General features: G+C 45.8%; 27 protein-coding genes. 14 read left to right on the top strand and 13 right to left on the bottom strand.

Features of this window, described 5'->3' with window-relative positions:
* Positions 1 to 63: 63 nt before the first annotated feature.
* The 3 genes from ACES2C_RS20585 to ACES2C_RS20575 all read right to left on the bottom strand — a co-directional run bounded on the left by ACES2C_RS20585 (position 64) and on the right by ACES2C_RS20575 (position 2,456).
* A complete protein-coding gene (locus ACES2C_RS20585; protein WP_374164927.1) occupies positions 64 to 1,203 on the bottom strand; it encodes a 5-(carboxyamino)imidazole ribonucleotide synthase in 1,140 nt (379 codons plus the stop codon).
* A 189-nt stretch (positions 1,204 to 1,392) separates the two neighbouring features.
* The gene (locus ACES2C_RS20580) at positions 1,393 to 1,875 is read right to left on the bottom strand and encodes an NADH-quinone oxidoreductase subunit B (protein WP_374164926.1); all 483 of its coding nucleotides are present in this window, start codon (positions 1,873 to 1,875) and stop codon (positions 1,393 to 1,395) included.
* Positions 1,872 to 2,456: an NADH-quinone oxidoreductase subunit A gene (locus ACES2C_RS20575; RefSeq protein WP_374164925.1), complete on the bottom strand. Its 585-nt coding sequence runs from the start codon at positions 2,454 to 2,456 to the stop codon at positions 1,872 to 1,874. Before ACES2C_RS20575 ends, ACES2C_RS20580 begins: the two co-directional genes overlap by 4 nt.
* 247 nt (positions 2,457 to 2,703) lie before the next feature.
* On the opposite strand from ACES2C_RS20575, the gene rpmH reads away from it, so the two are divergent.
* From rpmH to tsaB, 4 genes are all read left to right on the top strand, one after another.
* The gene (gene rpmH / locus ACES2C_RS20570) at positions 2,704 to 2,862 is read left to right on the top strand and encodes a 50S ribosomal protein L34 (protein ID WP_092390256.1); all 159 of its coding nucleotides are present in this window, start codon (positions 2,704 to 2,706) and stop codon (positions 2,860 to 2,862) included.
* 65 nt (positions 2,863 to 2,927) lie between these two features.
* A complete protein-coding gene (locus tag ACES2C_RS20565) occupies positions 2,928 to 3,329 on the top strand; it encodes a ribonuclease P protein component (protein WP_374164924.1) in 402 nt (133 codons plus the stop codon).
* Positions 3,310 to 3,546: a membrane protein insertion efficiency factor YidD gene (gene yidD / locus ACES2C_RS20560; RefSeq protein WP_374167000.1), complete on the top strand. Its 237-nt coding sequence runs from the start codon at positions 3,310 to 3,312 to the stop codon at positions 3,544 to 3,546. Before ACES2C_RS20565 ends, yidD begins: the two co-directional genes overlap by 20 nt.
* A 48-nt stretch (positions 3,547 to 3,594) precedes the next feature.
* On the top strand, positions 3,595 to 4,281 hold the full coding sequence (tsaB, locus tag ACES2C_RS20555) for a tRNA (adenosine(37)-N6)-threonylcarbamoyltransferase complex dimerization subunit type 1 TsaB (protein WP_374164923.1): 687 nt from the start codon (positions 3,595 to 3,597) through the stop codon (positions 4,279 to 4,281).
* On the opposite strand, the gene ACES2C_RS20550 is transcribed toward tsaB, so the two are convergent.
* Both ACES2C_RS20550 and ACES2C_RS20545 read right to left on the bottom strand, forming a co-directional pair.
* Positions 4,275 to 5,684 carry a DUF5723 family protein gene (locus ACES2C_RS20550; RefSeq protein WP_374164922.1) on the bottom strand — a complete coding sequence of 470 codons (1,410 nt, stop codon included), beginning with the start codon at positions 5,682 to 5,684 and terminating at the stop codon, positions 4,275 to 4,277. The two genes, tsaB and ACES2C_RS20550, sit on opposite strands and share 7 nt — an antisense overlap.
* Position 5,685: 1 nt before the next feature.
* Entirely contained in the window at positions 5,686 to 8,310 is a 2,625-nt protein-coding gene (locus ACES2C_RS20545) for a hypothetical protein (protein ID WP_374164921.1), read from the bottom strand.
* Between the two features lie 67 nt (positions 8,311 to 8,377).
* On the opposite strand from ACES2C_RS20545, the gene ACES2C_RS20540 reads away from it, so the two are divergent.
* Complete coding sequence (locus ACES2C_RS20540; RefSeq protein ID WP_374164920.1) at positions 8,378 to 8,761, top strand: DUF423 domain-containing protein; 384 nt, start codon at positions 8,378 to 8,380, stop codon at positions 8,759 to 8,761.
* The gene (gene priA, locus ACES2C_RS20535) at positions 8,761 to 11,241 is read left to right on the top strand and encodes a primosomal protein N' (RefSeq protein WP_374164919.1); all 2,481 of its coding nucleotides are present in this window, start codon (positions 8,761 to 8,763) and stop codon (positions 11,239 to 11,241) included. The genes ACES2C_RS20540 and priA overlap by 1 nt, the downstream gene beginning before the upstream one ends.
* A gap of 5 nt (positions 11,242 to 11,246) precedes the next feature.
* On the opposite strand, the gene ACES2C_RS20530 is transcribed toward priA, so the two are convergent.
* A complete protein-coding gene (locus ACES2C_RS20530) occupies positions 11,247 to 11,984 on the bottom strand; it encodes a hypothetical protein (protein WP_374164918.1) in 738 nt (245 codons plus the stop codon).
* Between the two features lie 129 nt (positions 11,985 to 12,113).
* Here ACES2C_RS20530 and ACES2C_RS20525 point away from each other — a divergent pair, with 129 nt between their 5' ends.
* Positions 12,114 to 12,773: a protein-L-isoaspartate(D-aspartate) O-methyltransferase gene (locus ACES2C_RS20525; protein ID WP_374166999.1), complete on the top strand. Its 660-nt coding sequence runs from the start codon at positions 12,114 to 12,116 to the stop codon at positions 12,771 to 12,773.
* A gap of 33 nt (positions 12,774 to 12,806) precedes the next feature.
* Here the strand turns inward: ACES2C_RS20525 and smpB are convergent, their stop codons facing one another.
* Genes smpB through ACES2C_RS20510 form a run of 3 tightly spaced genes read right to left on the bottom strand, consistent with a single transcriptional unit; the run spans position 12,807 to position 16,203 of the window.
* On the bottom strand, positions 12,807 to 13,280 hold the full coding sequence (gene smpB, locus ACES2C_RS20520) for an SsrA-binding protein SmpB (protein WP_374166998.1): 474 nt from the start codon (positions 13,278 to 13,280) through the stop codon (positions 12,807 to 12,809).
* Positions 13,281 to 13,298: 18 nt separating this feature from the next.
* Positions 13,299 to 13,955 carry a metal-dependent transcriptional regulator gene (locus ACES2C_RS20515; protein ID WP_374164917.1) on the bottom strand — a complete coding sequence of 219 codons (657 nt, stop codon included), beginning with the start codon at positions 13,953 to 13,955 and terminating at the stop codon, positions 13,299 to 13,301.
* A 19-nt stretch (positions 13,956 to 13,974) separates the two neighbouring features.
* Positions 13,975 to 16,203, bottom strand: coding sequence for a cation:proton antiporter (locus ACES2C_RS20510; RefSeq protein WP_374164916.1), 2,229 nt, complete (start codon positions 16,201 to 16,203; stop codon positions 13,975 to 13,977).
* A 124-nt stretch (positions 16,204 to 16,327) separates the two neighbouring features.
* On the opposite strand from ACES2C_RS20510, the gene ACES2C_RS20505 reads away from it, so the two are divergent.
* Positions 16,328 to 16,468: a hypothetical protein gene (locus ACES2C_RS20505; protein ID WP_374164915.1), complete on the top strand. Its 141-nt coding sequence runs from the start codon at positions 16,328 to 16,330 to the stop codon at positions 16,466 to 16,468.
* Positions 16,469 to 16,690: 222 nt separating this feature from the next.
* Here the strand turns inward: ACES2C_RS20505 and ACES2C_RS20500 are convergent, their stop codons facing one another.
* From ACES2C_RS20500 to ACES2C_RS20490, 3 genes are all read right to left on the bottom strand, one after another.
* A complete protein-coding gene (locus tag ACES2C_RS20500) occupies positions 16,691 to 17,164 on the bottom strand; it encodes a ribonuclease H-like YkuK family protein (protein ID WP_374164914.1) in 474 nt (157 codons plus the stop codon).
* Positions 17,165 to 17,427: 263 nt separating this feature from the next.
* Entirely contained in the window at positions 17,428 to 19,164 is a 1,737-nt protein-coding gene (locus ACES2C_RS20495) for a phospho-sugar mutase (protein ID WP_374164913.1), read from the bottom strand.
* Between the two features lie 132 nt (positions 19,165 to 19,296).
* Complete coding sequence (locus ACES2C_RS20490; RefSeq protein ID WP_374164912.1) at positions 19,297 to 19,767, bottom strand: hypothetical protein; 471 nt, start codon at positions 19,765 to 19,767, stop codon at positions 19,297 to 19,299.
* Between the two features lie 831 nt (positions 19,768 to 20,598).
* Here ACES2C_RS20490 and ACES2C_RS20485 point away from each other — a divergent pair.
* Entirely contained in the window at positions 20,599 to 21,312 is a 714-nt protein-coding gene (locus tag ACES2C_RS20485) for a TIGR00297 family protein (RefSeq protein ID WP_374164911.1), read from the top strand.
* Between the two features lie 12 nt (positions 21,313 to 21,324).
* Here the strand turns inward: ACES2C_RS20485 and ACES2C_RS20480 are convergent, their stop codons facing one another.
* Positions 21,325 to 21,909: a hypothetical protein gene (locus ACES2C_RS20480; RefSeq protein ID WP_374164910.1), complete on the bottom strand. Its 585-nt coding sequence runs from the start codon at positions 21,907 to 21,909 to the stop codon at positions 21,325 to 21,327.
* A gap of 216 nt (positions 21,910 to 22,125) precedes the next feature.
* Here ACES2C_RS20480 and ACES2C_RS20475 point away from each other — a divergent pair, with 216 nt between their 5' ends.
* The 5 genes from ACES2C_RS20475 (at position 22,126) to ACES2C_RS20455 (ending at position 25,719) form a co-directional block, all read left to right on the top strand.
* Positions 22,126 to 22,722, top strand: a complete 597-nt coding sequence (locus tag ACES2C_RS20475) for a hypothetical protein (RefSeq protein WP_374164909.1) — start codon at positions 22,126 to 22,128, stop codon at positions 22,720 to 22,722.
* The gene (locus ACES2C_RS20470; RefSeq protein ID WP_374164908.1) at positions 22,689 to 23,996 is read left to right on the top strand and encodes a M1 family aminopeptidase; all 1,308 of its coding nucleotides are present in this window, start codon (positions 22,689 to 22,691) and stop codon (positions 23,994 to 23,996) included. Before ACES2C_RS20475 ends, ACES2C_RS20470 begins: the two co-directional genes overlap by 34 nt.
* Before the next feature lie 134 nt (positions 23,997 to 24,130).
* Entirely contained in the window at positions 24,131 to 24,391 is a 261-nt protein-coding gene (locus tag ACES2C_RS20465) for a hypothetical protein (protein ID WP_374164907.1), read from the top strand.
* Positions 24,392 to 24,487: 96 nt separating this feature from the next.
* Complete coding sequence (locus ACES2C_RS20460) at positions 24,488 to 24,919, top strand: EamA family transporter (RefSeq protein ID WP_374164906.1); 432 nt, start codon at positions 24,488 to 24,490, stop codon at positions 24,917 to 24,919.
* A gap of 491 nt (positions 24,920 to 25,410) precedes the next feature.
* On the top strand, positions 25,411 to 25,719 hold the full coding sequence (locus ACES2C_RS20455) for a hypothetical protein (protein ID WP_374164905.1): 309 nt from the start codon (positions 25,411 to 25,413) through the stop codon (positions 25,717 to 25,719).
* Position 25,720: the final 1 nt, after the last annotated feature.

The following is a 25,720-nucleotide window of genomic DNA, read 5'->3' as shown; positions in this document are numbered from 1 at the left end:
ATGTTTGGAACTGCAAGCTTGGTATATGCTTTGGAAGCTTATGGGGCTCTGCAGTCCTCCTTGTTATGCCTTAACTTTCACTGTCTGCTGCACAAAACGTGCCTTCTGAATTGCCTTTTCCCGAACATCGTCAATGATGGTGACGTGGCCCATTTTCCGGAATGGTTTGGTGAATTTCTTTCCGTACAGATGAACGTAAACGCCATCCAGTTTGAGAACTTCTTCCAGTCCCTCATAAAGGGCAGGACCTTCGTACCCTGTTTCCCCGAGGAGGTTAATCATGACGGCATGCGTGACAGGCCTGATGTCGCCCAGAGGAAGATTGAAAATGGCGCGAAGGTGTTGTTCAAACTGAGAAACGTAGTTGCCTTCGATGGTATGATGTCCGCTGTTGTGGGGACGGGGAGCAAGCTCGTTAATGAGAATCTTGCCATCTTTGGTTAAAAACATCTCTACGGCGAGCAGGCCAGTGATCTTTAGTGCTTTTGCAATTTCTGTCGCCAGGTATTCTGCCCGGTTCTGCACTTCCAGGGGAAGGGTAGAGGGGGAGATCAGGAATTCTACCAGGTTAGCTTCGGGGTTGAACTCCATTTCCACACATGGGAAAGCTTTGATCTCGCCATCTTCATTGCGGGCTACAATTACTGATATTTCTTTTTCAAAATCGACCCATTCCTCAATGATGCTAGGTGCGTCAAACGCATCTGCTATATCTTCGGCAGATCGCACTTTGTAAACTCCGCGGCCGTCATAGCCATCCCGCCTTAGCTTTTGAATAAAGGGATAACTGAGATTTGCACCCTTCAGTGCTTCGCGTGAGGTGATGAGCTGAAAGGGGGCGGTGGGGATTCCGTGCTGTTTGAAGAATTCCTTCTGAAGACCCTTGTCTTGAATAAGCCGGATAACACGCGGTTGGGGGTAGACCAGCACCCCTTCATCTTCCAGCTTTTGCAAAGCATCAACATTTACTTTTTCGATCTCAATAGTCAGCAGGTCGGTCTGCTTACCGAAGTTGTAAACAGTTTCGTAGTCGGTGAGCGAGCCTGTGACAAATTTGTCGCAAAGGCTTTTGCACGACGCTTCAGGATCCGGATCTAAAACGCGGATACTGACATTGTAATTGATAGCGTCCTGAATGAGCATGCGCCCCAGTTGGCCTCCTCCAAGAATACCTACACGTAAGTCTCCGTAAAATGCTTTCATTGATGCAAGTTTAACTGAAATCTCTGAGAAAAGCGAATTGGATGTGCGTTAGGGGTGCCGCGTTGCGCGTTGTGAGTTATTGGTTGCAGGTTATAAGTTATAGGTGATGGTTGCACTTACTGCCCACATCCGTCAACCCACAACCCGCAATTTACTACCTACAACTTGCAATTTACCATTTACAACTTACTAGCTGTTTAGCAGGCTTTCCTCTTTGATCTTTTTCTGGAGCTCCAATATTCCGCCTATAAGGGCTTCGGGACGGGGAGGGCAGCCCTGCACGTAAATGTCTACCGGAATAACCCGGTCTACTCCTTTTACCACATGATAGCCATGTTGCCAGTAAGGTCCGCCGCAGTTAGAACACGACCCCATAGAAATGACGTACTTGGGTTCGGGCATCTGTTCGTACAGGCGCTTGATCCTTTCTGCCATTTTGAACGTAACCGTTCCAGCTATGATGATCACGTCGCTTTGCCTGGGCGTGGGCCTTGGGAATACCCCCAGGCGATCGAGGTCAAAATTAGAGGAGTATGCTCCCATCATTTCGATGGCACAGCAGGCAATGCCAAAACTGACAGGCCACAAGGATGATAACCGCGCCCAGTTGAGCAGGTCGTCTAACTTTGTTACTATAATTCCCCCGTCTTGCGACATCTTTTCCAAACTCATTTCTGTATCCTCCTAAATGCGGGTTTAAAGGCAGGTTTCGCCTGTGCCTGCGTAGCTGAAACTTCTTCTTGTGCTGTTTCCGCCTTTATCGCGTCCATTGTGAAAGCCCTCACCGCATATTTCTCTTCATTAATACGATGGTAGACAGATTTTGGTATAGCTGTTTCGACTTCAGGGAGCTTTTGTTCTGGCTTGATCCATTCTATGTCTCCTCTTTTCCAAACGTAGACCAGCCCAAGCACCAGGATGCCTACAAAGAGGAACATCTCTGCCAATGTTACCCAGCCCCAGGCGGGATGTGCGTCGATAATGTCCTTCTGAGCAAAGATGGTGGACCAGGGAAAGATGAAAATTAACTCGACATCGAACAATAGAAATACAAGAGCTATGACGTAAAACCGGGGATTAAACTGCCCCCAGGAGTTCCCCGTTGGTTCCTCACCGCACTCGTACGAACTTAGCTTTAATGGTGTCGGCTTTTTGGGGGCAAGCATTTTGGAAAGAAAGATCATAGCGCTTACCAGTATTACTCCGGTTAGTAGCATGATCGATACTTTTCCAAACTCTGTTAACTGTTCCATGTCTTGACTAGTCTCCTGCTGTGTGTTATGTGTTACGCCGGGGCAGCCCGGCGAATTTGTACAAATGTATGAAAAAACGGGAAGGGTATGAGTGCCTCCGGCTGCAGCGGCGACAAATGATAGTGGGGTGATAATGAGGAGGGGCTGCTGTTATTTAAATTGTTTTGAATAGCTAAATTTAATTTGATAAAGAGAAAAAACTCCCTATATTTGCGCTCTTGTTTTTAAGAGCTACATTTTTATAATCATGAAAAGAACATTCCAGCCTTCTCAGAGAAAAAGAAGAAATAAGCACGGGTTCAGAGAGCGTATGAGCACCGCTAATGGCAGAAGGGTATTAGCTTCAAGAAGAGCCAAAGGCAGAAAGAGATTGAGTGTTTCCGACGAGCGTCGTCATAAAGCATAGTTTTTGATTGCAGTGCCGGCGGTCATCGGGCCGTTCTGCAACAGCAGGCTTTCAGGCAATCAAAAATGTACCAATTTAGAAAAGAGGAACGGTTATGTAGTAAAAAGTTTTTAGATAAGCTTTTTAATAACGGTTCTTCTTTTCTTGTATATCCATTCCGGGTTGTTCATCTCCGGGAGCCTTTGCCGGTACATTACCCTGCGCAGGTGGTCATTGTGGTGCCTAAGCGGAGGTTTAAGAGGGCTCACGATCGCAATCTGATAAAGAGGCGAATCAGGGAGGCGTATCGTCTTCACAAGGAGTCGTCGCTGTATCCCTTCCTTTCGGAACATCATATTCAGCTTTTGTTGTCCCTGCAATATGTGGGGAAGGAGATCGTTGATTATAAAGTGATCAACAAAAAGCTTCTTGCTGTTTTCGGACAATTGGCAAAAATTTATGTGGAAGATGCTGGTAAAGGCAGTTAAATGGGTTATGGGGCTAATATTCGTCACGCTCATTCGCTTGTATCAGTACCTGCTATCTCCACTTTTAGGCGCATCCTGCCGTTATACTCCCACCTGTTCACAGTATGGTCTGGAGGCAATCCGAAAATACGGTCCTTACAAAGGTGGCTGGCTCACTTTAAAACGGCTGTCGAGATGTCATCCCTGGGGCGGGCATGGTCATGACCCAGTTCCATAAATCAATCTTACTTTTAATAAATCACACTTATTTGCATCTTTGCGGGCGATGGCACTTATCCTTCAAATAGAAACAGCCACTGCTTCATGCTCTGTTGCGCTGGCTCGTGATGGAAAGACGCTTGCATGGCGCGAATTGAATGAGCGTAATGCACATGCCTCTTCTGTTACTCCTTTTATCGATCAGGTAATGAAAGAAGCCGGTCTGCCTCTTTCAGCGCTGGATGCGGTAGCTGTAAGCAAGGGCCCAGGCTCCTACACTGGTCTTCGTATCGGAGTTTCTACCGCAAAGGGACTCTGTTATGCTCTTGATATTCCCCTTATTGCCATTAATACATTGACAGCCATGGCAAGTTCGGCCAGGGAGAAACGGCCGGGGATGTTTTATTGTCCGATGATCGACGCGCGTCGTATGGAAGTATATACAGCGATCTACGACGAACACCTTAGGGAGGTGAGTCCCGTTGAGGCGAAGATTATTGATGCAGGCTCATTTGCTGATATATTGACTGCAAACAGGGTTTTGTTTCTGGGCGACGGCGCTGCAAAGTGTGAAGAGGTGCTGAGCGGACAGGTGAACGCTGTATTTTTAAACGGATTTGTAAACTCTGCGTCCGACATGAACGTGCTTGCGCTGGAGAAGTTTGAAGCGGGGACCTTTGAAGATGTAGCCTATTTTGAACCCTATTATCTAAAAGACTTTATAGCAGGAAAACCCGGGCCGGCGGCTCAATAGTCGGCACGGTGGCCAAACAGCCTGGTCATTAACGTCTTTCGCGCGGGCTTGTCGTTAATTCCCGGAACAAGGGTGGAGTTCTGCCAGCGGTTCATTACTGGTCCGAATTTGAGAGCAAATCCAAAGTAAACGGAAGCTCCGCTATACCCCTTACCCAGTGTTTCGTCGGAGGTTGAAAAGCTTTTTACACTTGTCGACGTTTTTAGCGACTGATCTGAGCCCAGGAAAAATTCAACATTTGGCGACTTGATCATTAGCTGGCCGCCTGCCTGGAAGCCATAGTCGAGATTATAAGTCAGCGGCAGGCTGACCTGTAGTGCGCGATATTTAATGGTGTTGACAAGAGCTGCATCTCCTCCCTTATTGAGAAGGTTCTTGGATAAAATGAGTGCTGCGCTGTAGGCCCCAAAGTCCTTGCTCATCAGCCCTTCTGCTTTTGAATTTGTTGCGCTTAAGTACCCCTGCCTTTGCAGTTTGTCTTTTATATCATTCCAGAGGCTGTCATCGGCTCTGCTTGCTTTAATCTTGTAGTCATCTGCCCTGAACTCGTACGACTTTTTATTCCATTTAATAAAGCCCATGTCTTTCAGATTTCCCATGATGTACCAGCCGCTGGCCGTTCTGTAGTTTACACTTAAGCCAAGTGCCGCGCCGGGGTTTTTAAATCCTGGTCTCAGCGATTTGTAGTCGAAATCATCATAGTAAAAGCTCGTTTTGTAATTGCCGTTTAGAACGACATCGTAGCCGGTTCCGTCATCACTGAATTGGAGGGTCGATGAGTTGAGCTTTATTCTGTTGTACATCATGCCGCTGAGGTAGCTGAGCTTGAGGCCCCAGGCAAGGCGCTTGTTATAATTTTCGCGATAAGTGAACGAGAATTGGTGGTAGGACTGGGCGGATATGGTGGTATTAAAGATGTTGTTATCGAGCTCTCCCTTATTCAGCAGCTCGTCAACGATCCGGTTATAGTTGTTCATCACGATCAGAGCTCGGTTGGTGGTAGTGCCGCGACCTTCTGTCTTAATCTGCCATGAGAAGCCCATCTCGCGCTGATACTTCACCGTTTTCAACATCCGAAAGGCCAGAAGATAGCTGTTTTCGGAAAGAACGGCATAGTTGGGCTTGTCTGCATCTAAAGAGACCGAACGCGTATCATAGATTCCGGTATATAATACTTTTCTTAATGCAGCGTCTGCTGGCCCGCCAATTGCATAATTGACACCTGCAGTGGGAATAAAGAAATTAAATGAGTACCGCTTGCTGGAGTCGATCTGAAAGGACTTTTGGGACGGATTTTCAAAGGCGTCGTACATCGTCCCGGTATTGTACAATGAATAATGCTGCGCGAAGGCGGTAGTGCAAAAAAAGAGGCAGAAGAAAAGGTAAACTATTACAAATCGCATTCTACAGCTTATACGCCTGCAATACATTGTTTGTTCCATTGATTACATACCGTATTCCGTCGTTTTTTAAATATCCTGCATAGAACACTCCATCTCCCTTTAGCGGTAATCCCTTCATCAGGCTGCCTTCGGAGTCGAGCAAGAATTGCATAGCACCTGTTTTTGAAGATACACCGACAATATATTCGTTTTTCTTAAGCGAAAACAATTGGGCCGGGAGATTTGCCTGCTGTTCGAAGTTGTACATAAAGGCGAGAGAGCCGTCGTTATTGTAGACATTCAGTTGCTGTTTATCGAGGTAGATCAGTTCTGGTTGTTCATCTCCTGCTACATTGGCTACCTCGAAAGCAAAGTCGGGAGCTACCGATGCTGCAATCTCTTGCTCTGTTATCACTCCATTTAAACCTATGTGATAGACAATGCCAGCGGTGTCGGCCGTAACGATATTGATCTTGCCTTCCTCTGTCTTGAGGGTAAACAGCGGGTTTTTAAAGAGCGTTACTCGTTTTATTCTGGCTTTTCCAACAGTGCGGCCTTCGTTATTAAAAAAGAAAAACTCTCCCGTTTTTGTTCCGGCTATCACATAGTTAATGTTGTCCGCAGCTATAAGTTTAACATCAAACAATATTTTTCCCGGTAGCTGTTTGTTCCAGCCCTCTACTGTCTTCCCATTCATATCGTATGCCAATAACATGTTCCCTGCAGGAATAAAGGCTCTGGCTACGTCGGGCTTCGGGCTGCTGAGTGAGAGCCCGGCTGTGGCATTGTAGGGCAGATTAACAGGGAAGCCGGGAAAGCTATTTCCCTTGATGTCAATCCGGTAAAGCTTCCTGCTGCTGTTGAAGAGCAGGGAGCCGTCACTAAGTTGGGTAACTGGCCCTTCTAATTTCCCGTCTAGCTGGTCCGCCCATATTTTTGAGCCATCAGTACTCAGGGCGTAAAGATTATTCACGTAGTCCTGGACGAGGATCATGTTCTTGCTGCCATTTTTAACCACCTGGAGTGTGGCTCCGATCCGGGCATTCATTTTGAATGTCCAAACGGGCTTCAGTTCTTTCTTTCCGTTACTCAGGTAGTTTGAATACAGGTTGACCTGAAAATGCGAGCCCTCTGAGCTCCATTGCCAGGAGAGTCCGTAAAAGTTAGACAAACCGTAGTTTTTATTGAAAAAGGCTTCAGAAAAGCCTCGCCTCAGCACTCTCTTGATGATCTGCTCGGAGTTTGCTGAATTGACAAAATAGAGGATGTTACTTTTGTTGGCAACCAGCTGGTCATGATCCTGATATTCTTTGGTTTTGGAAATAAACCTGCCAGAGGAATAATCAGAGAGATAGCGCTGCAATCCGGGCAGGCTATTGGATATAATCAGATAGTTGTCTATTATTCCGAAATACGGCCGGGAGAAGTTTTTAAACGGCTCCCCAAAGTAGTAGTAGAAAAGGTTGGAATGGTTCAGATGGCCTGTGTTTTCCGTTATTCTATCGCTGATGAGTTGCAGCGTCGAGTTTGCCCTGGTGCCGTTCGTCAGCTTTATTATGCCAAACTTCTCTCTTTCTTTTGTTTCGAGCACGGCTATCTCTGTTGAGAAGACAGGCCTGAGGTCTTTTTCAAGGTCTACCCCTGTTTGCGCCTTGATCAACATTAATTGCGCCTTTATCTTCTTTAGCTGGCCTTTTTTATCGAGGAAAGAGCTGAGCTTGTTATGAAATACGTTGTAGTTGGAGAACCCGAATAAGACCGAGTTTGCCGTATTCTCCGGCAGCAGCGACTTTAACTGGTTTTTAACCGGGCGCTGAGTCAGAAAGAGATCGAGATAAGCGGGGGAAGTGGTATCGGGAGTGCTGATTCCGTTGAACATCAGGGCGTCGCTTTTAAAGTTCATCGATAATGATGAAAAGCCCTTCATCTTCTGGATCAAAGCTGAGTTGCCATCTAGTGCACCTCTCATAAATGACTTTGCGAAGGATGGGAGCGTGCCGTGGTTGATGAAGAGTGTAACGGGTGAGTTATGGTTCCTTGCACTTTTTTCGTCTATCTCAGTTACAAAGTCGTCCGGTATTTTTGGAGTCTCCTCGTCAATAGCATGCCTTATTAACTTTTCAGAGAAACTTCCGGCGGCTACATCTCCCCGGATGAAAAGATAAAACGGAAAGGGGGAGTTGTCGAAATGGGCCTCGTAGATGTTTTCTCCTGCTAGTTTCTTTAATGACACTGCCGTGATGCTGTGCAGATCCGCCATGAACTTCTGCTCTTGTATTCTTTCATTGAGTCCGATGGTGAAAAGGAAATCAACGGAGTCCGTCTTAGAATGATGCAGGGAAAGAAAAATTTTACTGTGATCTGTAAGCTCCTTGATGCCTGGTTGCTCGAGCAGGAGCGTGTGAATACGGGTCAGTTCCGCACTTCTTTGCTCTCCAAGGATTGCATCAAACGGTTCGTAGTTGCTAACAATGTCATAAAATGACTCATCATTAGTAAAACTCATAACCAAAGCAGCATCGGAAGGGATATATTTTAATACTTTTGCACTGTTGTTACTGACACCAGAAAGTTCAGAAAAGTACTTTACTGCGATTACCGCTATAGCCACCAGCAGAACAGAGCTCAGAATGATTATTTTCCTCATTGTCTGTGAGCAAAAATACTTTTTTAGGACGAAGAAGGTTTATTAATTACACTATATTTTGGGGATTATGAATAGAAAGATAATCATAACAGCAGCAGTTTTTGGAATACTGGCGGTAATCTTAGGCGCCTTCGGTGCCCATGGCCTGAAGTCGAGAATATCAGCGATGGACCTTGATAACTGGAAGACGGCTGTTAGCTATCACTTTTATCATACTCTGGCGCTCTTGTTCCTGTCTACCGTTGCAAAGTACAGGGACGGGCTGGTCAATACCGCTTACTACGCCTTTGTTGCAGGTATCCTCTGTTTTTCGGGTTCTATTTACCTGTTGTCTACCCGTACCATTACCAGGCTTTCGGTTAGCTTTCTGGGACCTGTAACTCCTATTGGCGGCCTTTTGTTTATTGTAGGCTGGGGATCTTTACTTCTTGCGGCTATTAAAAATAAATAATGCTTGAACTGAATGCGGAACATCAGGAGCGGGCCACGCTCTTCGTCGACGTCATACTGCCTCTGGCTATATCCAAAACTTACACATATCGGATTCCAAATGCTCTGAAAGACCAGGTGGGTGTGGGCAGACGTGTTGTTGTGCAGTTTGGGAAAAGTCGAGTTTACACAGCTATAGTCGCTGCCATAAGCAACAAGCCTCCCGAACTCTATGAAGCAAAATATGTTATCGACGTACTTGATGAGAATCGCATCGTCAACGAATCGCAATTAAGGCTTTGGGAATGGATGGCCTCGTATTACATGTGTCAGCAGGGCGAAGTTATGCAGGCAGCGCTTCCCTCGGCTTTAAAGCTCGCGAGTGAAACCAAGGTAATTCTCCTTCAGGACGCTGTATATGATAAGCAGGAGCTGAACGATAAAGAATTTCTTATTATAGACGCCCTTGAGATCCAGCCGGAGTTAAAGATCAGTGATATTACCAAGCTCCTGGGGCAGAAGTCGGTGTTCCGGTTGCTGAAGTCTCTTTTTGATAAGGGCATCGTTCATATTTCCGAAGAGATCGTAGAGCGCTATAAGCCAAAGCAAAAGTCGTTCATTTCCCTGAATCCCTTCTATGATGAGGGCGAAAACCGAAAAGCATTATTTCAATTGCTTGAGCGGAGCCGGAAGCAGCTGGACGCGTTACTGGCCTATATACAATTAAGCAGGGCTGGCGCTCCTGTTGGGAAAAAGGAGCTGGTTGAAGCGTCGGGATGTGGGGAGTCTGCTATTCGCTCGCTGGTTGAGAAGGATATTTTTGTTCTGGAAAGCCGAAATGTGAGTCGACTGAATGATCAGGATGGGGACCTCGGTCGGGAGTTTATGCTGAATGAAGAGCAGCAGGGCGCTGTCGAGTCTATCAGACAGCAATTTGATCAGAAGGACGTGGTGCTGCTTCACGGTGTAACCTCTTCGGGGAAAACGCAGCTCTATGTACGGTTAATTGAGGAGGTAATTGGAACAGGGCGGCAGGTGCTTTATTTGCTGCCGGAAATTGCTCTCACTACCCAGATCATCGAGAGGCTTCGTAAATACTTCGGAAGCCGGATCGGTATTTATCACTCCCGCCTGGGCGATAACGAGCGGGTTGAAGTATGGGGAAAAGTTCTGAAAGGTGAGTATTCTATTGTGCTGGGGGCCCGGTCTTCTGTGTTCTTGCCGTTCTCGGACCTGGGCTTAATAGTGGTAGATGAAGAACATGAAGTGTCGTACAAACAGTTTGACCCGGCTCCGCGCTATCATGCGCGGGATACCGCCATTTATCTGGCCTCGCTTCATCAAGCGAAAGTACTGCTCGGTTCAGCTACGCCTTCCATGGAAAGTTATTATAACGCGCGCAGCGGAAAGTATGGACTGGCAGAGCTGACACAGCGTTTTGGTGAGTCAAGCCTGCCGGAGATTAAGGTAGTTAGTATTACCGAAGAGACTACAAAGAAGACGATCCAGTCGCACTTCACCAGTGTGCTCCTTGACGAAATAAAGCTAGCGCTGCAGAGGAAGGAACAAGTGATTTTGTTTCAGAACCGGCGGGGATATACTCCGATGCTTGTCTGCAGAACCTGCGGCTATATTCCTCAGTGTATACACTGCGATGTGAGCCTTACTTTTCATAAAAGTACAGGAAAGCTGCATTGCCACTATTGCGGCTACAAACAGGATACTGTTCCTGTATGTCCGGCTTGCGGGTCCACTCATATTGAGCAAAAGGGCTTCGGAACTGAGAAGATCGAGGACGACCTTCAGTTTATTTTTCCCGACTCACGGATAGCCAGGATGGACCTGGATACAACACGCAGTAAAAACAGTTTCCAGCGGATCCTAAACGATTTTGAGGAGAGGCGAATAGATATACTAGTGGGGACTCAGATCGTAGCAAAAGGTCTGGACTTTGACCATGTCACACTTATCGGGATCGTAAACGCTGATAGCCTTCTGAATTACCCAGACTTCAGAGCTTTTGAAAGGAGCTTTCAACTGCTGTCTCAGGTTGCCGGAAGGGCCGGGAGACGAGAGAAGCGCGGTACTGTGATTATTCAATCCCATTCGGTCAATCACCGGGTGATAGAACAGGTAATCAGGCACGATTATGCCGACTTGTTCAACATGGAGATGTCGGACAGGAAAAATTTCAACTATCCGCCCCTGTGCCGGATGATAAGACTTGATATTAAGCATAAAGATGCAATGGCCCTCAGTATATCTGCCGACCGGTTGGGTAACGAGCTGAAAAAGGTGTTTGGAAGCCGGGTACTGGGACCAGAAGAGCCGTTAGTGTCGCGTATCAGAAACTTGTACATTAAGACCATCTATATTAAAATAGAGAAGGAGGGTATGTCGGTCACGAAGGTGAAAGATTTCCTTCGGACCACCCTGCTTAATTTTGAAACCGACAAGCAAAATAAAGGCACTTTCGTGCAGATAGACGTAGACCCTTACTAACCTGATTAATAAATGGCTCCGAAATTGTATTGTACGCTAAGCATCCCGACCGGTTTCAGGAGATACTCCCACTTGTAGTATTTGTGAAGCGTTGTACTCGCCGGATCTGTCGGATTCCCTCTTTCCTGTCTCTCGTAACTGTATAACACATCCATTGTAGTTTCAGCGGCCAGGCTTAGATGATTTATTAGGTTGAACTTAACGCCGATGACCGGGGATAATGAAATGCCGTTTTTTTCTGTCCTGACACTGGAGCGGGGATCGTAAATGGTGTTGCTTTGTTGTGAAACGCCTCCCTTGAACACGCTGCTTTTAATGCCAATATCCAGTCCCGCGTAGGGCTGGACTGAGGAGTAAATAAAGTTTTTTTCAAATCCCACTTTAATTTGGTTGTCGGTGAGACGTCCGTTCACCTCTTCGCATTCGGAGCATCTGTTTCGAAAGGAAATGAGTTGAGAGTAAAAGTTGCCGGACAGCCGATAGCTTATCTGATTGTCGTTATATTTCAGTATTACGCCATTGAAGGACGACCTTCTCAGCTGGTCTGCATTGACCTGGTCCAGAATCTTGGGGAAAGCCTCATAGCTGAAAAGCTTGAACCCGATGGTGTATGAATACAGGGTGGTATTGTTAATGGTGCTCCGATAGCTGGGGGGCTCGGTCCTGATCTTCCCGGTGTCAGCTTGTTGGCTTATGCCCGCAAAAGGAGCAAGCACGAGAAGCAAAAGGAAAAATGTTTTCATGGCCTGAAATTAATATAATAATTGCTTGTTAAATATGATGTGCGTCACTTTATCTGCTTGTAGTTATAAGTAGAATCTATGTTGTTTCTATTGTTATTTACGGGAGAGGAAGGTTATTTTTGCGGAAGAATGGCGTACAAGTTTGTTGACAATTACCGGGAAAAGGGTGCCCGGAAGAAGTTAGTAGCACTGTTGAGGGATGAACGTAAAATTGAAGATAAGAGAGTGCTCGAGGCGGTAGGTAAGGTGCCGCGACATTACTTCTTCGATGAAACTTTTTGGAGCCAGGCTTATAAGGATATTGCTTTCCCGATAGGGGAAGGCCAGACGATTTCGCAGCCTTATACCGTTGCGTATCAGACTCAGCTCCTCAACGTCAGCGTAGGCGATAAGGTGCTTGAGATTGGGACAGGATCGGGTTATCAGACCTGCATTCTTCTCGAACTCGGGGCAGAGGTTTACACGATAGAGCGGCAGGAGAAGCTGCACAACAGAGCGAAGCTTTTTCTGGAAAAAATGGGTTATAAGGCTCAGTTTTTTTGTGGCGATGGGTCGAAAGGAATTGCCAAATATGCCCCCTATGACAAAATACTGGTTACCGCCGGAGCTCCCTTTGTTCCTGAAATCATGCTGAAGCAGCTGAAAGTAGGAGGGACGATGGTTATACCGGTTGGTGATGAAAAATCTCAGAAGATGATCACCGTTATCAGAGTGAGTGAGACCGACTACGAGCGCATTGAACTTGATACATTTCGTTTTGTTCCCCTGGTGGGTGACCAGGCCTGGTGAACGACGTCACCAGGCTGAGCAGAAACAGGCATGTTATCGTTTCATTACCCTGTCGAGTTCAATCTTGCTTTCCCGTTCCTTGATCGTTTCGCGTTTATCGAATTCTTTTTTACCCTGAGCAAGTGCTATTTCCAGTTTGGCGAACCCCCGCTCGCTGATAAAGAGCTGGAGCGGCACGATGGTGTAGCCTTTTTCTTCACTCTTCTCTCGTAGCTTTTTGAGCTCTTTTTTGGTGAGCAGAAGCACCCGGTCTCTTTTCGCCTCATGATTGTAGAACGATCCGTTGGCGTATTCGGCAATATGCAAATTTCTCACATAAAGCTGATTATTCAGGAACGAACAGAAAGAGTCGTTCAAGTTTACTTTTCCTTCCCTTATCGACTTGATCTCCGTTCCCAGAAGCTGAATTCCCGCTACGTACTTATCAAGTATATGATATTCAAAAAATGCTTTTTTGTTTCTAATGTTACTGTTCATGGCGCTCCTTGTGCGTTTGGTGTTGGTGATAGCTCCTTTGGCAAGCAGCTAAACGATAAAAATGTTTTCTGCGAACTTCTGTGATACCATCCTCTTATCCTCATTAACTACAATTTCCATTGACCCGTCGTACGGCTGCCGGCTAATAACCTTTATCGGGGCGTCTATCGCCAGATTCAGTTGTGTGACATATTGAAGAAAGGCCGGCGAATTGTCTTTCACCGCTGCGACCCTGCATTCAGTACCTGTTTCTGCTTCCGCGAGGGTTTTCTTAAAGGACGGTTTCAGGTTGCCTTCCGCATCCGGAATAGCATCTCCATGAGGGTCGTACTCAGGGAAGCCCAGAAATTTGTCGAGCTTGTCTACCAGCTTCTGAGATTGAATATGCTCAAGCTGCTCGGCAACTTCATGCACTTCATCCCAGGTGAAATCAAGCTTTTCATAAAGGAATGTTTCCCATAACCGATGCTTTCTTAATACTTCTACAGCCTTCCTTCGTCCCTCCTCCGAGAGAGAGATCTTGCCGTACTTCTCGTAAGAGATCAGCTTTTTCTCTTTTAATTTGCGGAGCATATCTGTTGCAGTTGCCGGTTTGACACCTAAAAAAGCCGCAAGCTGGTTGGTGCCGGCTTCATTTTTATGTTGAACTTCAAGTGTCAGATGCAGCAATGCCTTTAAATAATTCTCCTCTGTAAACGAAAGCATGGGACAAAAGTACGAAAACCTATTCTTTTAAGTATTCTGAAATCTTTTTGCGGTTCCCTACTATCCAGACCACGTCGCCTGAACTGATTTTAAACGATGAATCGGGATTAGGAATTCGCTCCCCGCCTCTTTCCACAGCAACAATCAGCGCTTCTGCCAATTGCCTGATCCTGCTGTCTTTCAAAGAGCAATCAGCAAGCCTTGACCGGGATGACACTGTTATTTGCTGCAGCTCCACATCCTTCTTTTTTGCCTGAACGAGCTCGTCTATTCTGTCTGCAACTTCCACTTGTTGTTTAAACGCTTCAATTTGGACGTCCGTTCCAGTGACGGTAAGCTTGTCGCCGGGGAACAAATAATCGTCCTGTCCCGGGATAGAAATAACAAGTTTTCCCCGTTCTATTAAAATAATATTTACGCCGTTCCTTTCCCTGATGGCTAACTGACCCAGAGTCTTTCCTGCTAGTGGTGACTCGGCAGAGACCGTAAGCTCGGAGAGGTGGGTGTCCCAGGGCGTTAAGGGACTTTTCTGCTTTTCAACTGCCTGGCGTGCATTCAGGTTCAGAAAGAAACGGCTTTCGATTCTTCCGTAAAACGCTTGCAGTTTTCTCTGTAATATGACGATCACAATAATAGCGGCGGCAAGTGCGATGCCAAAGGCAAGCAATGCATCGAAGAAAAGACTAATCAAAATTGCAATGTAAGCCACGCCGAGGGTAATTCTCGCTGCTTCAAGGGCAATAAGAGGCCCCCTGCTGTATCGTCTGTTTAGCCATAAGGTTGTATAGGCCTTTTTTTCTATTCGTCTTAGGGAGAAAGCCCACAGAAAGGGGGCCATCAGGACGAAGGACACGGCAAGACTTGCGATAGAACCGTTGAGCCCATTGAAGAGTTTTGAGGTGATGAATGGGTGAATAAACCGGTTGGCAAGGAACAGGATGCCTGTTAAAATAACAGCGTGAACCACGAAATTTGAAAAGTATCCCTTTAACAATTTTTTCCAGTCGCTGGTGGTGGTAATTCCCTCAGCGCCTGAGCTGTATTTATTGAGCCCATCAATCCATTTCGCGGGAAGTGATCTCTCGAGGAAACTGGAAAATGGACCGGATACCTTGATCAGATAAGGGGTGGTAAAGGTTGTGACTGCCGAGACCGCTACGGCAATAGGGTACAGAAAGTCACTCGTTACCTTAAGGCTAAGTCCGAGCGTGGCGATGATGAACGAAAATTCTCCTATCTGCGCAAGGCTCATGCCTGCCTGGATAGCTGTCTTTAACGGTTGTCCGGAGAGCAAAGCGCCAGTAGTGGTGCTTACCAGTTTCCCAACAATGGTCATAAGTGTAATGATCAGGATAGGAACCGCGTAGTCGCGCAATACAGCCGGATCGATCAGCATTCCTACAGAGACGAAAAAGATGGCTGCAAAGAGGTCTTTTACCGACTTGGTAAGGTGTTCTATTCGCTCCGCGAATGTTGTTTCTGCTAGAATTGAACCCATTATAAAGGCACCAAGTGCTGGCGAGAACCCTGCTTTTACGGCAAGGATCACCATTACAAGGCAAAGTGCAAGCGAAACGATGAGCATTGTCTCATCGTTCATTAGCTTGCGCGTGCGTTTAAGGAAAGTGGGGATGAGAAAAATTCCGCCGAGGAACCATAGAATAAGGAAAAATGCGAACTTCAATATAGAAAGCAGCATTTCCGTGCCCTCAAAATTGCGGCTAACGGCTACAGTCGATAAGACCACAAGCAGTAAAATGGCAACAAGATCTTCCACAATCAATACTCCGAAAACCAGGCCGGCGAATTTTTTATGTTTAATAGCCAGTTCTTCAAACGCGCGGATAATGATGGTAGTCGACGAAATGGAGAGGATGGCACCCAGAAAAATGCTATCCATGGTTCCCCAGCCGAGCAGTTGGCCGGTAATATATCCGACCAGAAGCATGAAAGCTGCTTCAGTAATTCCTGTAACAGAAGCAGCGCCTCCAACTTTGGCCAGCTTCTTAAAGCTAAACTCAAGTCCAAGGCTGAATAGGAGGAAAATAACACCTATTTCTGCCCATACGGCGATAGTTTCTTCTTCGGCTACTGTTGGAAACAGGGTAAAGTGGGGGCCCACCAGGAGTCCTGCTATGATATAGCCCAGTACCAGGGGTTGTTTTATTTTCTTAAATAGTAAAGTGGTGGCAGCAGCAGCTGCGAGAATTAAAGCTAAGTCAGTTATCAGATGAGGAAGATGGATCATGTGAAAAAAAGTCTAATGGGCGCAATGAAGAAAACTCAAAGCGCGGCCGGGATGGTTTACGGTTTAATAGATAGAAGAAGCGAGCGCAGATGAGCTAGGTAAACCAATGAGCCGGATAAAGCGTATGGAAGTTACTGAAGAAGGAATGGGAGTAAAAAAAGGCCCGACCCAGTCCTTTTACACATCCAGCGGAAGGAGACCAGGAGCTTCGTCCTGCCAGAGCAAGAGGGTTGGATTTAAACGACAGCAAGACGATAGCGAGTAGTCCTTTTGAATTCAAAAGGCAGGGATGATTGCTCTCCCCCGCTTTGCAGAGAGACTTTTTAGCTCCATGATATCTTGTTTCCGGAGCACGTGCGATGTCTCCTGTCCTGAGGAAATTACCTGCTACCAAACTAAGTGTCAACAGGACTAAAAAAGGCAAAAGTTTCGCTTTCCATCCCTCCATCTCTCAAAGATACGAAAATGCTTGTAAAGCGCCGCCCGCTTAATGCACCATCTTGTTCGCGCATGCCGAGCTGGCAAAGGCTTCGGGCTTAGCTTTAAAAACAAAGCCCATACTCAGGATATACCCCATCGCCTCATGAAGGGCCTGGTTAGATTTGAACATCGGGTTGGTGTTGATGTCGGCATGTACTTCCAGGTCCACATTGTAGATATCGAGAAGGTCGCATAGCGAATACGCTGTTTCTATCGATTTTTGAACTTCGGTAAGCATCCTTTCCTTGATACTCATTTTTCTGGTGCTGCGCTCCTGATGGATGAACATGAATGCGCCCTTCTTTTCGCGAAGGAACACGATCACCGTTGCATAGTCCGTCACGGCGCCCTTTACCTGAGAGTCGGTGCCAATACATACCTTTAATTTGTTGCCTAGTCCATATTCCCGTTCAATTGCTTTTCGTACCTCCTCATGAATTTCTGAATGAATGATTTCTCCGCTAAATTTTTTCCAGGTCATAATGAAGTTTTAATAGGTTAAACAGACCTGGTTGTCCGATTTCTGCCGGATTATTCCCGAGGTCTTATAAAGATAATTGAAAAGATGTTATGATCTGATAAATTTTTTGTTAACATATTAACAATCAGCACCCGAACGAGTGTTTTAGGTCTGCTCATATTTTTGTATAACTTCAGAAGAGATGTGAATGCAGAGTACGATGTATAAAAAAAGGCGCCTGCTATGACATCAGCAGGCGCCTTTTTTTCACGAAGGGCTAACCCTTATACCCCCAGATCGGCCATAATAGCAGTCACTTTTTGTTCCAGTTCCTGATCTGCTTCCTTGTAGGCTGCTTTATCAGACAGCGTTCCTTTTACACTGCAATAGAACTTGATCTTTGGCTCTGTTCCTGAAGGTCGCGCGGAAATAATGCTTCCTTCTTCCGTGATGAACTGAAGAACGTCGGATTTAGGCAACTCGATATCCTTCCTGGAACCAGTAAGGATGTCAGTTTCTACTCTTTGCTCATAGTCCTTCAAAGCAACAACCTTTGATCCTCCCAATGTTGCTGGCGGGTTGTTTCTAAAGCGTTCCATCATTGCTTTAATCTCTTCAGCGCCGCTCTTGCCTTTCTTGGTTACAGAGACAAGTTTTTCTTTGTAAAAGCCATATTGCTGGTACATTTCGAGGAGGGCTTCGAACAGGCTGCTGCCCTTGTCTTTGTAGAAAGCGGTCATTTCTGAAATGAAAGCCGCAGATACTACCGCATCCTTGTCTCTCACGAGGTCTCCGATGAGATAGCCATAGCTTTCCTCACCGCCCCCAATAAAGGTCTTCTCACCCTGGAACTTAGTCATCAACTCTCCGATATATTTGAATCCCGTGAGCGTATTGTAACACTCCACGTTCTTCGCACGAGCAATTTCATCAATGATATAGGAGGTGACAATCGTTTTAACAATATATTCTTTTCCGGTGAACTTGCCTTTCTCTTCCCACGCGGTGAGCAGGTAGTTAATAAGCAGACTTCCTGTTTGATTTCCGTTGAAGAGGATAAACTCTCCTTCATTGTTCTTAACCGCAATGCCAACCCGGTCGGCATCTGGATCTGTAGCCAGAATAAGATCAGCATCTACCTCTTTCCCTTTTTCCAGGGCCAGAGTCAGCGCTTCTTTTTCCTCCGGGTTAGGATACACTACCGTTGGAAAGTTGCCGTCAGGGGTTGTCTGCTCCTCAACTAAGGTGACATTGGTAAAACCAAAGCGCTTCAGAGCCTGAGGAACGAGGGTAATACCTGTACCATGAATAGGAGAGTAGACGATTTTTAAGTCACTTTGGCGTTTAATCGCATCCGGAGATACAGACAGCTTTGTAATCTTGTCGAGATAAAGCTCGTCGATGTCCTCACCGATCAACTCAATGTTTTGTTCGTCAGGGTCGAACTTTACTTCTTCTATGCTGGTTATGGAAGCTACTTCCTGCATTACCTTTTTGTCTTCAGGAGAGACAAACTGGCCTCCGTCAGCACCGTATGCTTTATAACCGTTATACTCTTTCGGGTTGTGAGATGCCGTGAGCATCACTCCGCTCTTACATCCAAGTTCGCGGATTGCAAATGACAGCTCCGGAGTTGGTCTTAGTTCCTTGAAGAAGTAAACAAAGATGCCGTTAGCAGAAAATACTTCAGCGGTGATACGGGCGAAATAGTCCGAATTGTTACGGCTATCATGCGCTACTGCTACCTTTATTTGTTCAGAAGGATACGTTTTCTTGAGGTAGTTACTTAGCCCCTGGGTGGCAGCTCCGATAGTATATTTGTTAATACGGTTAGAACCGGGCCCCATTATCCCTCTGAGACCTCCCGTTCCGAATTCCAGATCCTTGTAGAAAGAATCGGTAAGCTCCGTGTACGATTGATCATCGAGGAGTTTTTGTATGTGCTCCTTTGTTTCGGTATCATAGCTTCCCTGAAGCCATTCATTGACTTTCTTAAGAACTGAGGGCTCTAATTCGTGCATGTTATAAACGTGTTGATTTTAGATATATGTTTTGTTGTACGTTATGCAATATTGCAAGTATAGTAACTGTAAGTAAAATTAAGGTACAGGCAATGAAATAAAATGTTTTTTTACTGTTAAGAAATATCCAAACTAAACCCGGGGATACGGGTATAACTGCCTGTTCCCAAGTCTGAGTGCTGAAAATTCTTTAAAAAAGGCTTCGATCTCAAAAAGATGATTATGCAGCATATTTCGCAAGCGGCTATCGCTCTCGGGACTGCGAATGGTGTCGGTATACTTATAAAGCGTAAATCGGACATAGCGAAGTCCCGTTTTCCAGATCGTTGGGTTGTCTTTTTTTGATAGGCATTCATCAAAGATCCGCCAAAGGCGTTCACTGCGGTCACCTGTATACTCCGGTATCCTTTGTCTGTCAGTACTTGCCCGCAGGAATGTCTTGATTCCGACGATGTGTTCGCCTCGCAGCCACATATATTTGGCAAAAGCCGATTTTAGCTCAGGTGCCAGAACCAAATCGGTCGCACGGTCATAAAACTCAGTTTCATTGACCGAATGTAATAGTAGTCCGTGTACTTTAATAATTAACCTTCCCGTCTCCATCTTGCATCTTTTTTGTATAGCCCCGATCGTCTTTAAGGTCACCACGAATATTTAATCACCGTTGATTCTAATTTATACACTCAGCTTTTCAATGTTTTTCCATCAAAAGCCTTTCTTTTTTCAGGAAGTTTGAGTTTCTAGACAGCAACTATATCGATCATCCTAAATCTGTCTTGACAGAGAATGGTTCAGTTGGTTAATCCTCTCAGGGCAGATTCCTTTATTATTAATACAAATTAGAGCTGTTCTTGTTGGCGGAAAATGCTCTTTTTGAAACGGCTTCGCGTACGCCGGTTGATTGTAGGGGCTCGTTGCTTAAAGAGTTGTTGTTTTTTGACGTCGAATTCTCTATTAAGGCCATTAAATTTCTTTAAAAGAGCTCAGTGAAATCGCTCACTGAGCCGAAAAGGACACAGGGCTTGCTTTACTCATGTGGCTAATGCCGGCAGCAGTTTCTATGATTTCTGTAGAAAAGAACCTTAAAGCCAATTTCTGGCCCTGTTTAGAGCACTGCTCATAAGCGCTTTTTGCGAAGTTCTGTTTGCTTTTAAGCGACAACAAAAGACATTCAAGTAACTTTACACCCCGTTTAAGGGCGCAGCTGACGAATGTTTTTCTTTGTGGCTATTTGTTTTATAGACACACGGCCATTCTTTTCTCGGGGGCGCATTTGACGTCGGCCCTCTGCTCCATTCAGACCAATAGTTGTATGACAACGTTCTCACATTGCGACGATAAGTTTCACCAGAGGAAGAATACGCTTCGCTTTCGCGTTGTTTTTGCCTTCAGTTTATGAATCTTTTTCGTTTTCACTAGCTTAGCGGCAAGTAAATGGATATATATATTCTGCCACTGGCCGTGATTGTTATCGGTGCGTTTCTCAGCGTGACGACAAAGAAACTAACTCTTTCAGCTGCTTTGGTTGGAGCCGCTCTCGCTCTTGTTATTTTTGCGGGAACTTCATTTAGCGGCTTTACTATGATGGCTGTTTTCTTTGCTGTTGGAACCGCTGCAACGGCATGGAAGCGGGAGTTGAAGCAGAATGGAGACAGGAACGGAGAAAGCAAAGAGGGCAGGAATGTTGGTCAGGTGCTTGCTAATGCCACTGTCCCCGCCTTATGTGCACTTTTCGCTATTCTGGATCCTGAGCATCGGCCTCTTTTCATATTAATGCTTGCTGCTGGTTTTTCTTCCGCAACGAGCGATACGCTGTCTTCTGAGTTGGGGATGGTATACGGCCGACGTTTTTTTAATATTTTGTCGTTAAGGCCCGATTCGAAAGGGGAGGATGGAGTAGTTAGTTTGGAAGGTACTGCAATAGGGGCCCTGGGAGCTATGCTCATCGCCTTCATTCAATTCTGCGGTTCAGGTGCATTTGGCGATTTTGTAGTTGTCACCGTGGCCGGGATCGCTGGTAATTTATGTGATTCCATCCTTGGCGCCAGTCTGGAAAGAAGACGTAGAATAGGAAACGATATGGTTAACTTTTTGAATACGCTATCGGCTGCATTTTTTGCTTTTCTATTGGTTGCCTGGATACTCTGAGTTTGGCAAACATTATACGATACGCCCTTCGATCTTTGCCAGATATCGCGCAATAATAAATCCCTGACTAGCGGTGTCAAAGTCGTCTGCCGCATCTATTAACAATCTAAAGCTCCTTTCGTAAAGCCTCTCGTCCTTGCTGTATGGCGTTGTGTCCATCGTATGAGTAAGCAGCATTTGCACCCCCGGGAGCACAATAGACATTACCTTCGCAGGGAAAAAAGCGATCTGCCGGTAAGCAAAAAGAACAAGCTTGTGATACGAAAGCTTTAGCTTTTTTTCGGGAGCATCATCGTCGAATATCGGCAAAAGATGCCAAGATTCAATTTCAAAAGTGTCAAGATTGTTAATTTCGATCAGTAGTTCCAGCTTGTCTCTCAGTTTCTCTGCGAGTTGATTTAACTCGGTGACGTACGGATTCTGTTTCATGCCGAGCCCGTCGAGCATCTTTAAATCTGAAAGGCTAAGAGGTGGTGTATTATTTTCCTTCTTATCGTCACACAAAGCGATCTCTACGCTCATTTCGAACAGAACGTGACTGGCGAGGCTTAGCCATTGACATGCCTCCATTAAGCCGTTTTGGTAGCGGAACTCCATTCCTCCCTTAAAACTTTGTAAATGTATACAACGTTTTTACAAAAGCAAATCCCTGCTGATGATTTTTGTGGTCCGGTGCAGGTTTTGGGAACAGTTGATGTTTATTGGTTTTTGGTGTTGTTTCTTTGTCTTTTTTAAGAGAATTTGCTGCTGATGCGTCGTCTTTTATTGTTTTATCTGGTATTTTCGCCTCAACTTTGCATTTTTACTGAAATTATGAAGTCTTTTTTTGTTTTTACCTGGTTATTGGTCTTTAATTTTTGCTATACTAATGGGCAGCAATTATACCAGCCCCGCGATGTTAAGGAGGCATACCAGAAGCAAACAAGATCCTTTGATGGGAGACCTGGAAAGCGTTACTGGCAGAATCGCGCCAATTACAACATAGATCTGCTTATTGCGCCGCCTGATCGTAACGTTAAAGGGGTTGAGACAATAGAGTACGTCAATAATAGTCCCGACACGCTTCACTCAATCGTCATGAAGCTGATTATGAACCATCACCGACCAGAGGCTACCAGGTATGGGACAACAGGCCCTGATTATCTCACTGTGGGAATTAGCATTGACTCGCTTCGTATAAACGGGAAAGATGGATATTGGAACAGTGATATGGGAACCGGCACCGTGCAGGAGATCCCTTTGGATGCTCCGCTTCTGCCCCGCAGTTCGGCGAAGATCTTTGTGGCCTGGCATTATCCCTTGTCCAGACAAAGCGGACGAGAGGGGATGATCGACTCCACAACTTTTTTCTTGCCTACTTTTATCCCAGGGTCGCTGTGTACGACGACTACAATGGATGGGATAGAATAGAGCACAATGGCGGGCAGGAGTTTTATAATGACTTTAATAACTACAACCTTACGGTGAAGGTTCCGTCAGGATATGGTGTTTGGGCAACAGGAGATCTCCTAAATCCAGCGGAGGTGTTACAGCCAGAGGTGGCCCTACAGCTTGAAAGATCAATGAAAACGGACGAAGTGATCCGGATCGCCTCAGCTCAGGACTACGCGGCAGGTAAGGTGACGAGGAAAGGCCGGATCATCAGCTGGAGGTTCAGCGCTTCAAATATTACCGATATAGCACTCGCAATTAGTAATCATTATGTATGGGACGCCACAAGTGCAATTGTTGACAATAAGACTGGCAGGCGAGCCAGTATGCAGGCACTTTATGCCGATTCAACCACCTCTTTCAAAGAGATGGCTAAAGACGGCGCTCACGCCTTGAACTGGTATTCTCACAACTGGCCCGGTGTTCCGTATCCGTATTCCAAGATGACCGCCTTTCAGGGTTACGCCGATATGGAGTATCCGATGATTATAAACGACTCATCAATTCCGGGGCTGGAAGGACGACGGGTAGCCAATCATGAAATAGCCCACACCTGGTTTCCATTTTACATGGGTATCAATGAGACCCGCTATGCTTTTATGGATGAAGCCTGGGCAACCACTCTCGAACTTCTGATCGCCCCTTCGTACATGGATCAGAAGAAAGCGGAAGAAACGTACAGCCGTGGGAGAATAAGCCGTTGGGTCAATAATCCCGCCGCTACTGCTGACCTGCCCATCATCACCCCATCATATGAGTTGCACGAGGCTTACAGAACGAATGCTTACGGAAAGCCATCTCTGGCCTATCTCGCCTTGAAGGACATGCTCGGCGATCACGACTTTGGTAAATGCTTGCACGAATACATGAACAGGTGGAACGGTAAGCACCCTCTGCCATGGGATTTCTTCTTCACATTCAACGACGTGTCGGGTAAGAATTTAAATTGGTTTTGGAACAACTGGTTCTTCTCGAATAATTACATTGATGTCGGAATTAAATCTGTGATACGATCTTCGAAGGGGTATAGCGTCGCTATTAACAATAAGGGAGGTTTTGCTATTCCATTTGATTTAAAGGTGAACTATGCAAGCGGAAGAACAAAGACCATCCATGTTTCGCCCGGGGAATGGGCTAAGAACCCGGCAGCAGTTACCATTCCGGTAAGTGGCAGCGAGAAAATCACGGCAGTGGCAATTAATACAGGAGTATTTGTCGACGCATCTTCTGGCGACAATGTCTGGAGGCAATAGGCTTTCTCCTGTTCTGGCAAACCGTTACGCATACTGGGTGTTATAGTAGCAATTGTGGCGGAGCAGCCGAAAGGAGATCCTTTTTGAGATGCTTGAAGAGTGCTACTGATAAATCTACTCGAAAGATACCCGATATGAAAAACACCAATTTTCTATACGTTTTGCTTTTTGTCGGTATAGCAGCGTTTTCATGCACCTCGGCCGACCGCAATCCCAATGGATATGGAGAGGACGAAAAGGGGAAGACTGATACTTCCGGATCTATACGGAGTCTTCAGCCTGACAGTACCGGAGCCACTGACACCACGCAGGATCCGAGTCATTTAGATGAGAACAACGACCAGAGAGGGACAAGAATAAAAGCTGCCCCTGATTCGGCAGGTGTAAAACGATAAAATAGTGCTGTCTGACGCCCGGGTCTGAAAGGTTCTTTGCCCGGGAACAAAATAACGTCAGCGTTGTTCTTTTTTCTCTCAGACTAGATGAAGTATATGTGGATTGTTTTTGCTTTGCTTGCTGCTGTCTCGGCAGCAGCCGTGGTTGTGCTGACAAAGGCAGGGCTGAAAAATCTCGATTCGAGTCTGGCATTTGCTATCCAATCCGTCCTTATCCTGGCAATCTCCTGGACGGTAGTGGTTATTCAGGGAAATGCAAAAGACATCACCTCTTTGAATAGGCAAGTTTGGGTGTTTATGATCCTGGCAGGGATAGCAACAACTTTGTCGACTTTATTCTCCTATCGCGCCCTTAAGTTGGGGAAAGCATCTTATGTGAATTCCCTCGAAAGGATGTCTCTTGTTTTTGCCGTTATTTTGTCCGTTTTGTTTCTTAAGGAAAAGATCACCTGGCAATTGGTTACCGGTATGGTACTCATGGTAGGAGGGGCTCTGTTTATTGCTTTCGGGAGCGAGGGCGAGGGTTAGAGCGGTGACTGCCTTTAGAATTTTGCAGTAGTGGCTGTGGTGGGATTATTTTCCCGGACTTGTGCATCTTTTTACTCGCCTTGTTTTTTGTTTTCTTTTGTGTCTTTGTGTAAGTATTTGTTGATCAATTGATTGTAGGTTTGCTTGGTGTGGCCTGTCTTTTGTAAATATTGATATACCCTCCCAAAGGGTATGTTTTTCATAGGTAGATGTAGGGTCGGGTTTTTATCCGGCCCTTACTTTTTCTTAAGAGTCTAATCGTTGTATTGGGATGATTCAATGCTTTTTGAATGCCTCAATCAGATCGCTTCACTAAGTTTTAATGCCCACAAAGAACACTCAGCCAGCTTTCATCTTCCATTTTCGAGCACAGCTCATGAGTGTTTTTCTGATACCCCAGCCCCCGTCTTTGGCTTTTGAGGTAAACAATTAGAATATTTGATAGCTCGAAAGCAGATATATACTACTTTTGCTTATCACGTTATCAGAAAATGAATTTTCGGTTTCTCGTCAGGTTTAGCTGCATTCTCGTCTTGACTTCTTCATTCTCGGCTGAGGCTTTTAGCTCTGAGTTTAAGGCAGCAGGGCTGTCTGCTGCTGCGAGTTATCCTGAGGGATATTTACTGCAGGATAAAAAAGGCGAAAGCAAGGATAAGAAGCGAGATGAAAAGGACAGGAAGCAGCAGGAACACAATGAGCCGAAGGATCATAAACGTCCGGATGTGAAGGAAGTGCCCAGATCAAGACGGCAGGAGCGGCCATCAACTGTTAAGAAGGATAAAGGTCATCAAAAGAAATAGC

This window comes from Arcticibacter sp. MXS-1 (genome assembly GCF_041902385.1).
Classification (GTDB): domain Bacteria; phylum Bacteroidota; class Bacteroidia; order Sphingobacteriales; family Sphingobacteriaceae; genus Arcticibacter.
The sequence above is the reverse complement of the archived record's forward strand: the minus strand, read 5'-3'. Positions and strand labels throughout refer to the sequence as shown.

Excerpts from the sequence above, each read along its gene's own strand:
- ACES2C_RS20585 (WP_374164927.1), bottom strand. The coding sequence starts at position 1,203 with ATGAAAGCATTTTACGGAGACTTACGTGTAGGTATTCTTGGAGGAGGC.
- ACES2C_RS20580 (WP_374164926.1), bottom strand. The coding sequence starts at position 1,875 with ATGAGTTTGGAAAAGATGTCGCAAGACGGGGGAATTATAGTAACAAAG.
- ACES2C_RS20575 (WP_374164925.1), bottom strand. The coding sequence starts at position 2,456 with ATGGAACAGTTAACAGAGTTTGGAAAAGTATCGATCATGCTACTAACC.
- rpmH (WP_092390256.1), top strand. The coding sequence starts at position 2,704 with ATGAAAAGAACATTCCAGCCTTCTCAGAGAAAAAGAAGAAATAAGCAC.
- ACES2C_RS20565 (WP_374164924.1), top strand. The coding sequence starts at position 2,928 with ATGTACCAATTTAGAAAAGAGGAACGGTTATGTAGTAAAAAGTTTTTA.
- yidD (WP_374167000.1), top strand. The coding sequence starts at position 3,310 with ATGCTGGTAAAGGCAGTTAAATGGGTTATGGGGCTAATATTCGTCACG.
- tsaB (WP_374164923.1), top strand. The coding sequence starts at position 3,595 with ATGGCACTTATCCTTCAAATAGAAACAGCCACTGCTTCATGCTCTGTT.
- ACES2C_RS20550 (WP_374164922.1), bottom strand. The coding sequence starts at position 5,684 with ATGCGATTTGTAATAGTTTACCTTTTCTTCTGCCTCTTTTTTTGCACT.
- ACES2C_RS20545 (WP_374164921.1), bottom strand. The coding sequence starts at position 8,310 with ATGAGGAAAATAATCATTCTGAGCTCTGTTCTGCTGGTGGCTATAGCG.
- ACES2C_RS20540 (WP_374164920.1), top strand. The coding sequence starts at position 8,378 with ATGAATAGAAAGATAATCATAACAGCAGCAGTTTTTGGAATACTGGCG.
- priA (WP_374164919.1), top strand. The coding sequence starts at position 8,761 with ATGCTTGAACTGAATGCGGAACATCAGGAGCGGGCCACGCTCTTCGTC.
- ACES2C_RS20530 (WP_374164918.1), bottom strand. The coding sequence starts at position 11,984 with ATGAAAACATTTTTCCTTTTGCTTCTCGTGCTTGCTCCTTTTGCGGGC.
- ACES2C_RS20525 (WP_374166999.1), top strand. The coding sequence starts at position 12,114 with ATGGCGTACAAGTTTGTTGACAATTACCGGGAAAAGGGTGCCCGGAAG.
- ACES2C_RS20515 (WP_374164917.1), bottom strand. The coding sequence starts at position 13,955 with ATGCTTTCGTTTACAGAGGAGAATTATTTAAAGGCATTGCTGCATCTG.
- ACES2C_RS20510 (WP_374164916.1), bottom strand. The coding sequence starts at position 16,203 with ATGATCCATCTTCCTCATCTGATAACTGACTTAGCTTTAATTCTCGCA.
- ACES2C_RS20505 (WP_374164915.1), top strand. The coding sequence starts at position 16,328 with ATGGAAGTTACTGAAGAAGGAATGGGAGTAAAAAAAGGCCCGACCCAG.
- ACES2C_RS20500 (WP_374164914.1), bottom strand. The coding sequence starts at position 17,164 with ATGACCTGGAAAAAATTTAGCGGAGAAATCATTCATTCAGAAATTCAT.
- ACES2C_RS20495 (WP_374164913.1), bottom strand. The coding sequence starts at position 19,164 with ATGCACGAATTAGAGCCCTCAGTTCTTAAGAAAGTCAATGAATGGCTT.
- ACES2C_RS20490 (WP_374164912.1), bottom strand. The coding sequence starts at position 19,767 with ATGGAGACGGGAAGGTTAATTATTAAAGTACACGGACTACTATTACAT.
- ACES2C_RS20485 (WP_374164911.1), top strand. The coding sequence starts at position 20,599 with ATGGATATATATATTCTGCCACTGGCCGTGATTGTTATCGGTGCGTTT.
- ACES2C_RS20480 (WP_374164910.1), bottom strand. The coding sequence starts at position 21,909 with ATGGAGTTCCGCTACCAAAACGGCTTAATGGAGGCATGTCAATGGCTA.
- ACES2C_RS20475 (WP_374164909.1), top strand. The coding sequence starts at position 22,126 with ATGAAGTCTTTTTTTGTTTTTACCTGGTTATTGGTCTTTAATTTTTGC.
- ACES2C_RS20465 (WP_374164907.1), top strand. The coding sequence starts at position 24,131 with ATGAAAAACACCAATTTTCTATACGTTTTGCTTTTTGTCGGTATAGCA.
- ACES2C_RS20460 (WP_374164906.1), top strand. The coding sequence starts at position 24,488 with ATGTGGATTGTTTTTGCTTTGCTTGCTGCTGTCTCGGCAGCAGCCGTG.
- ACES2C_RS20455 (WP_374164905.1), top strand. The coding sequence starts at position 25,411 with ATGAATTTTCGGTTTCTCGTCAGGTTTAGCTGCATTCTCGTCTTGACT.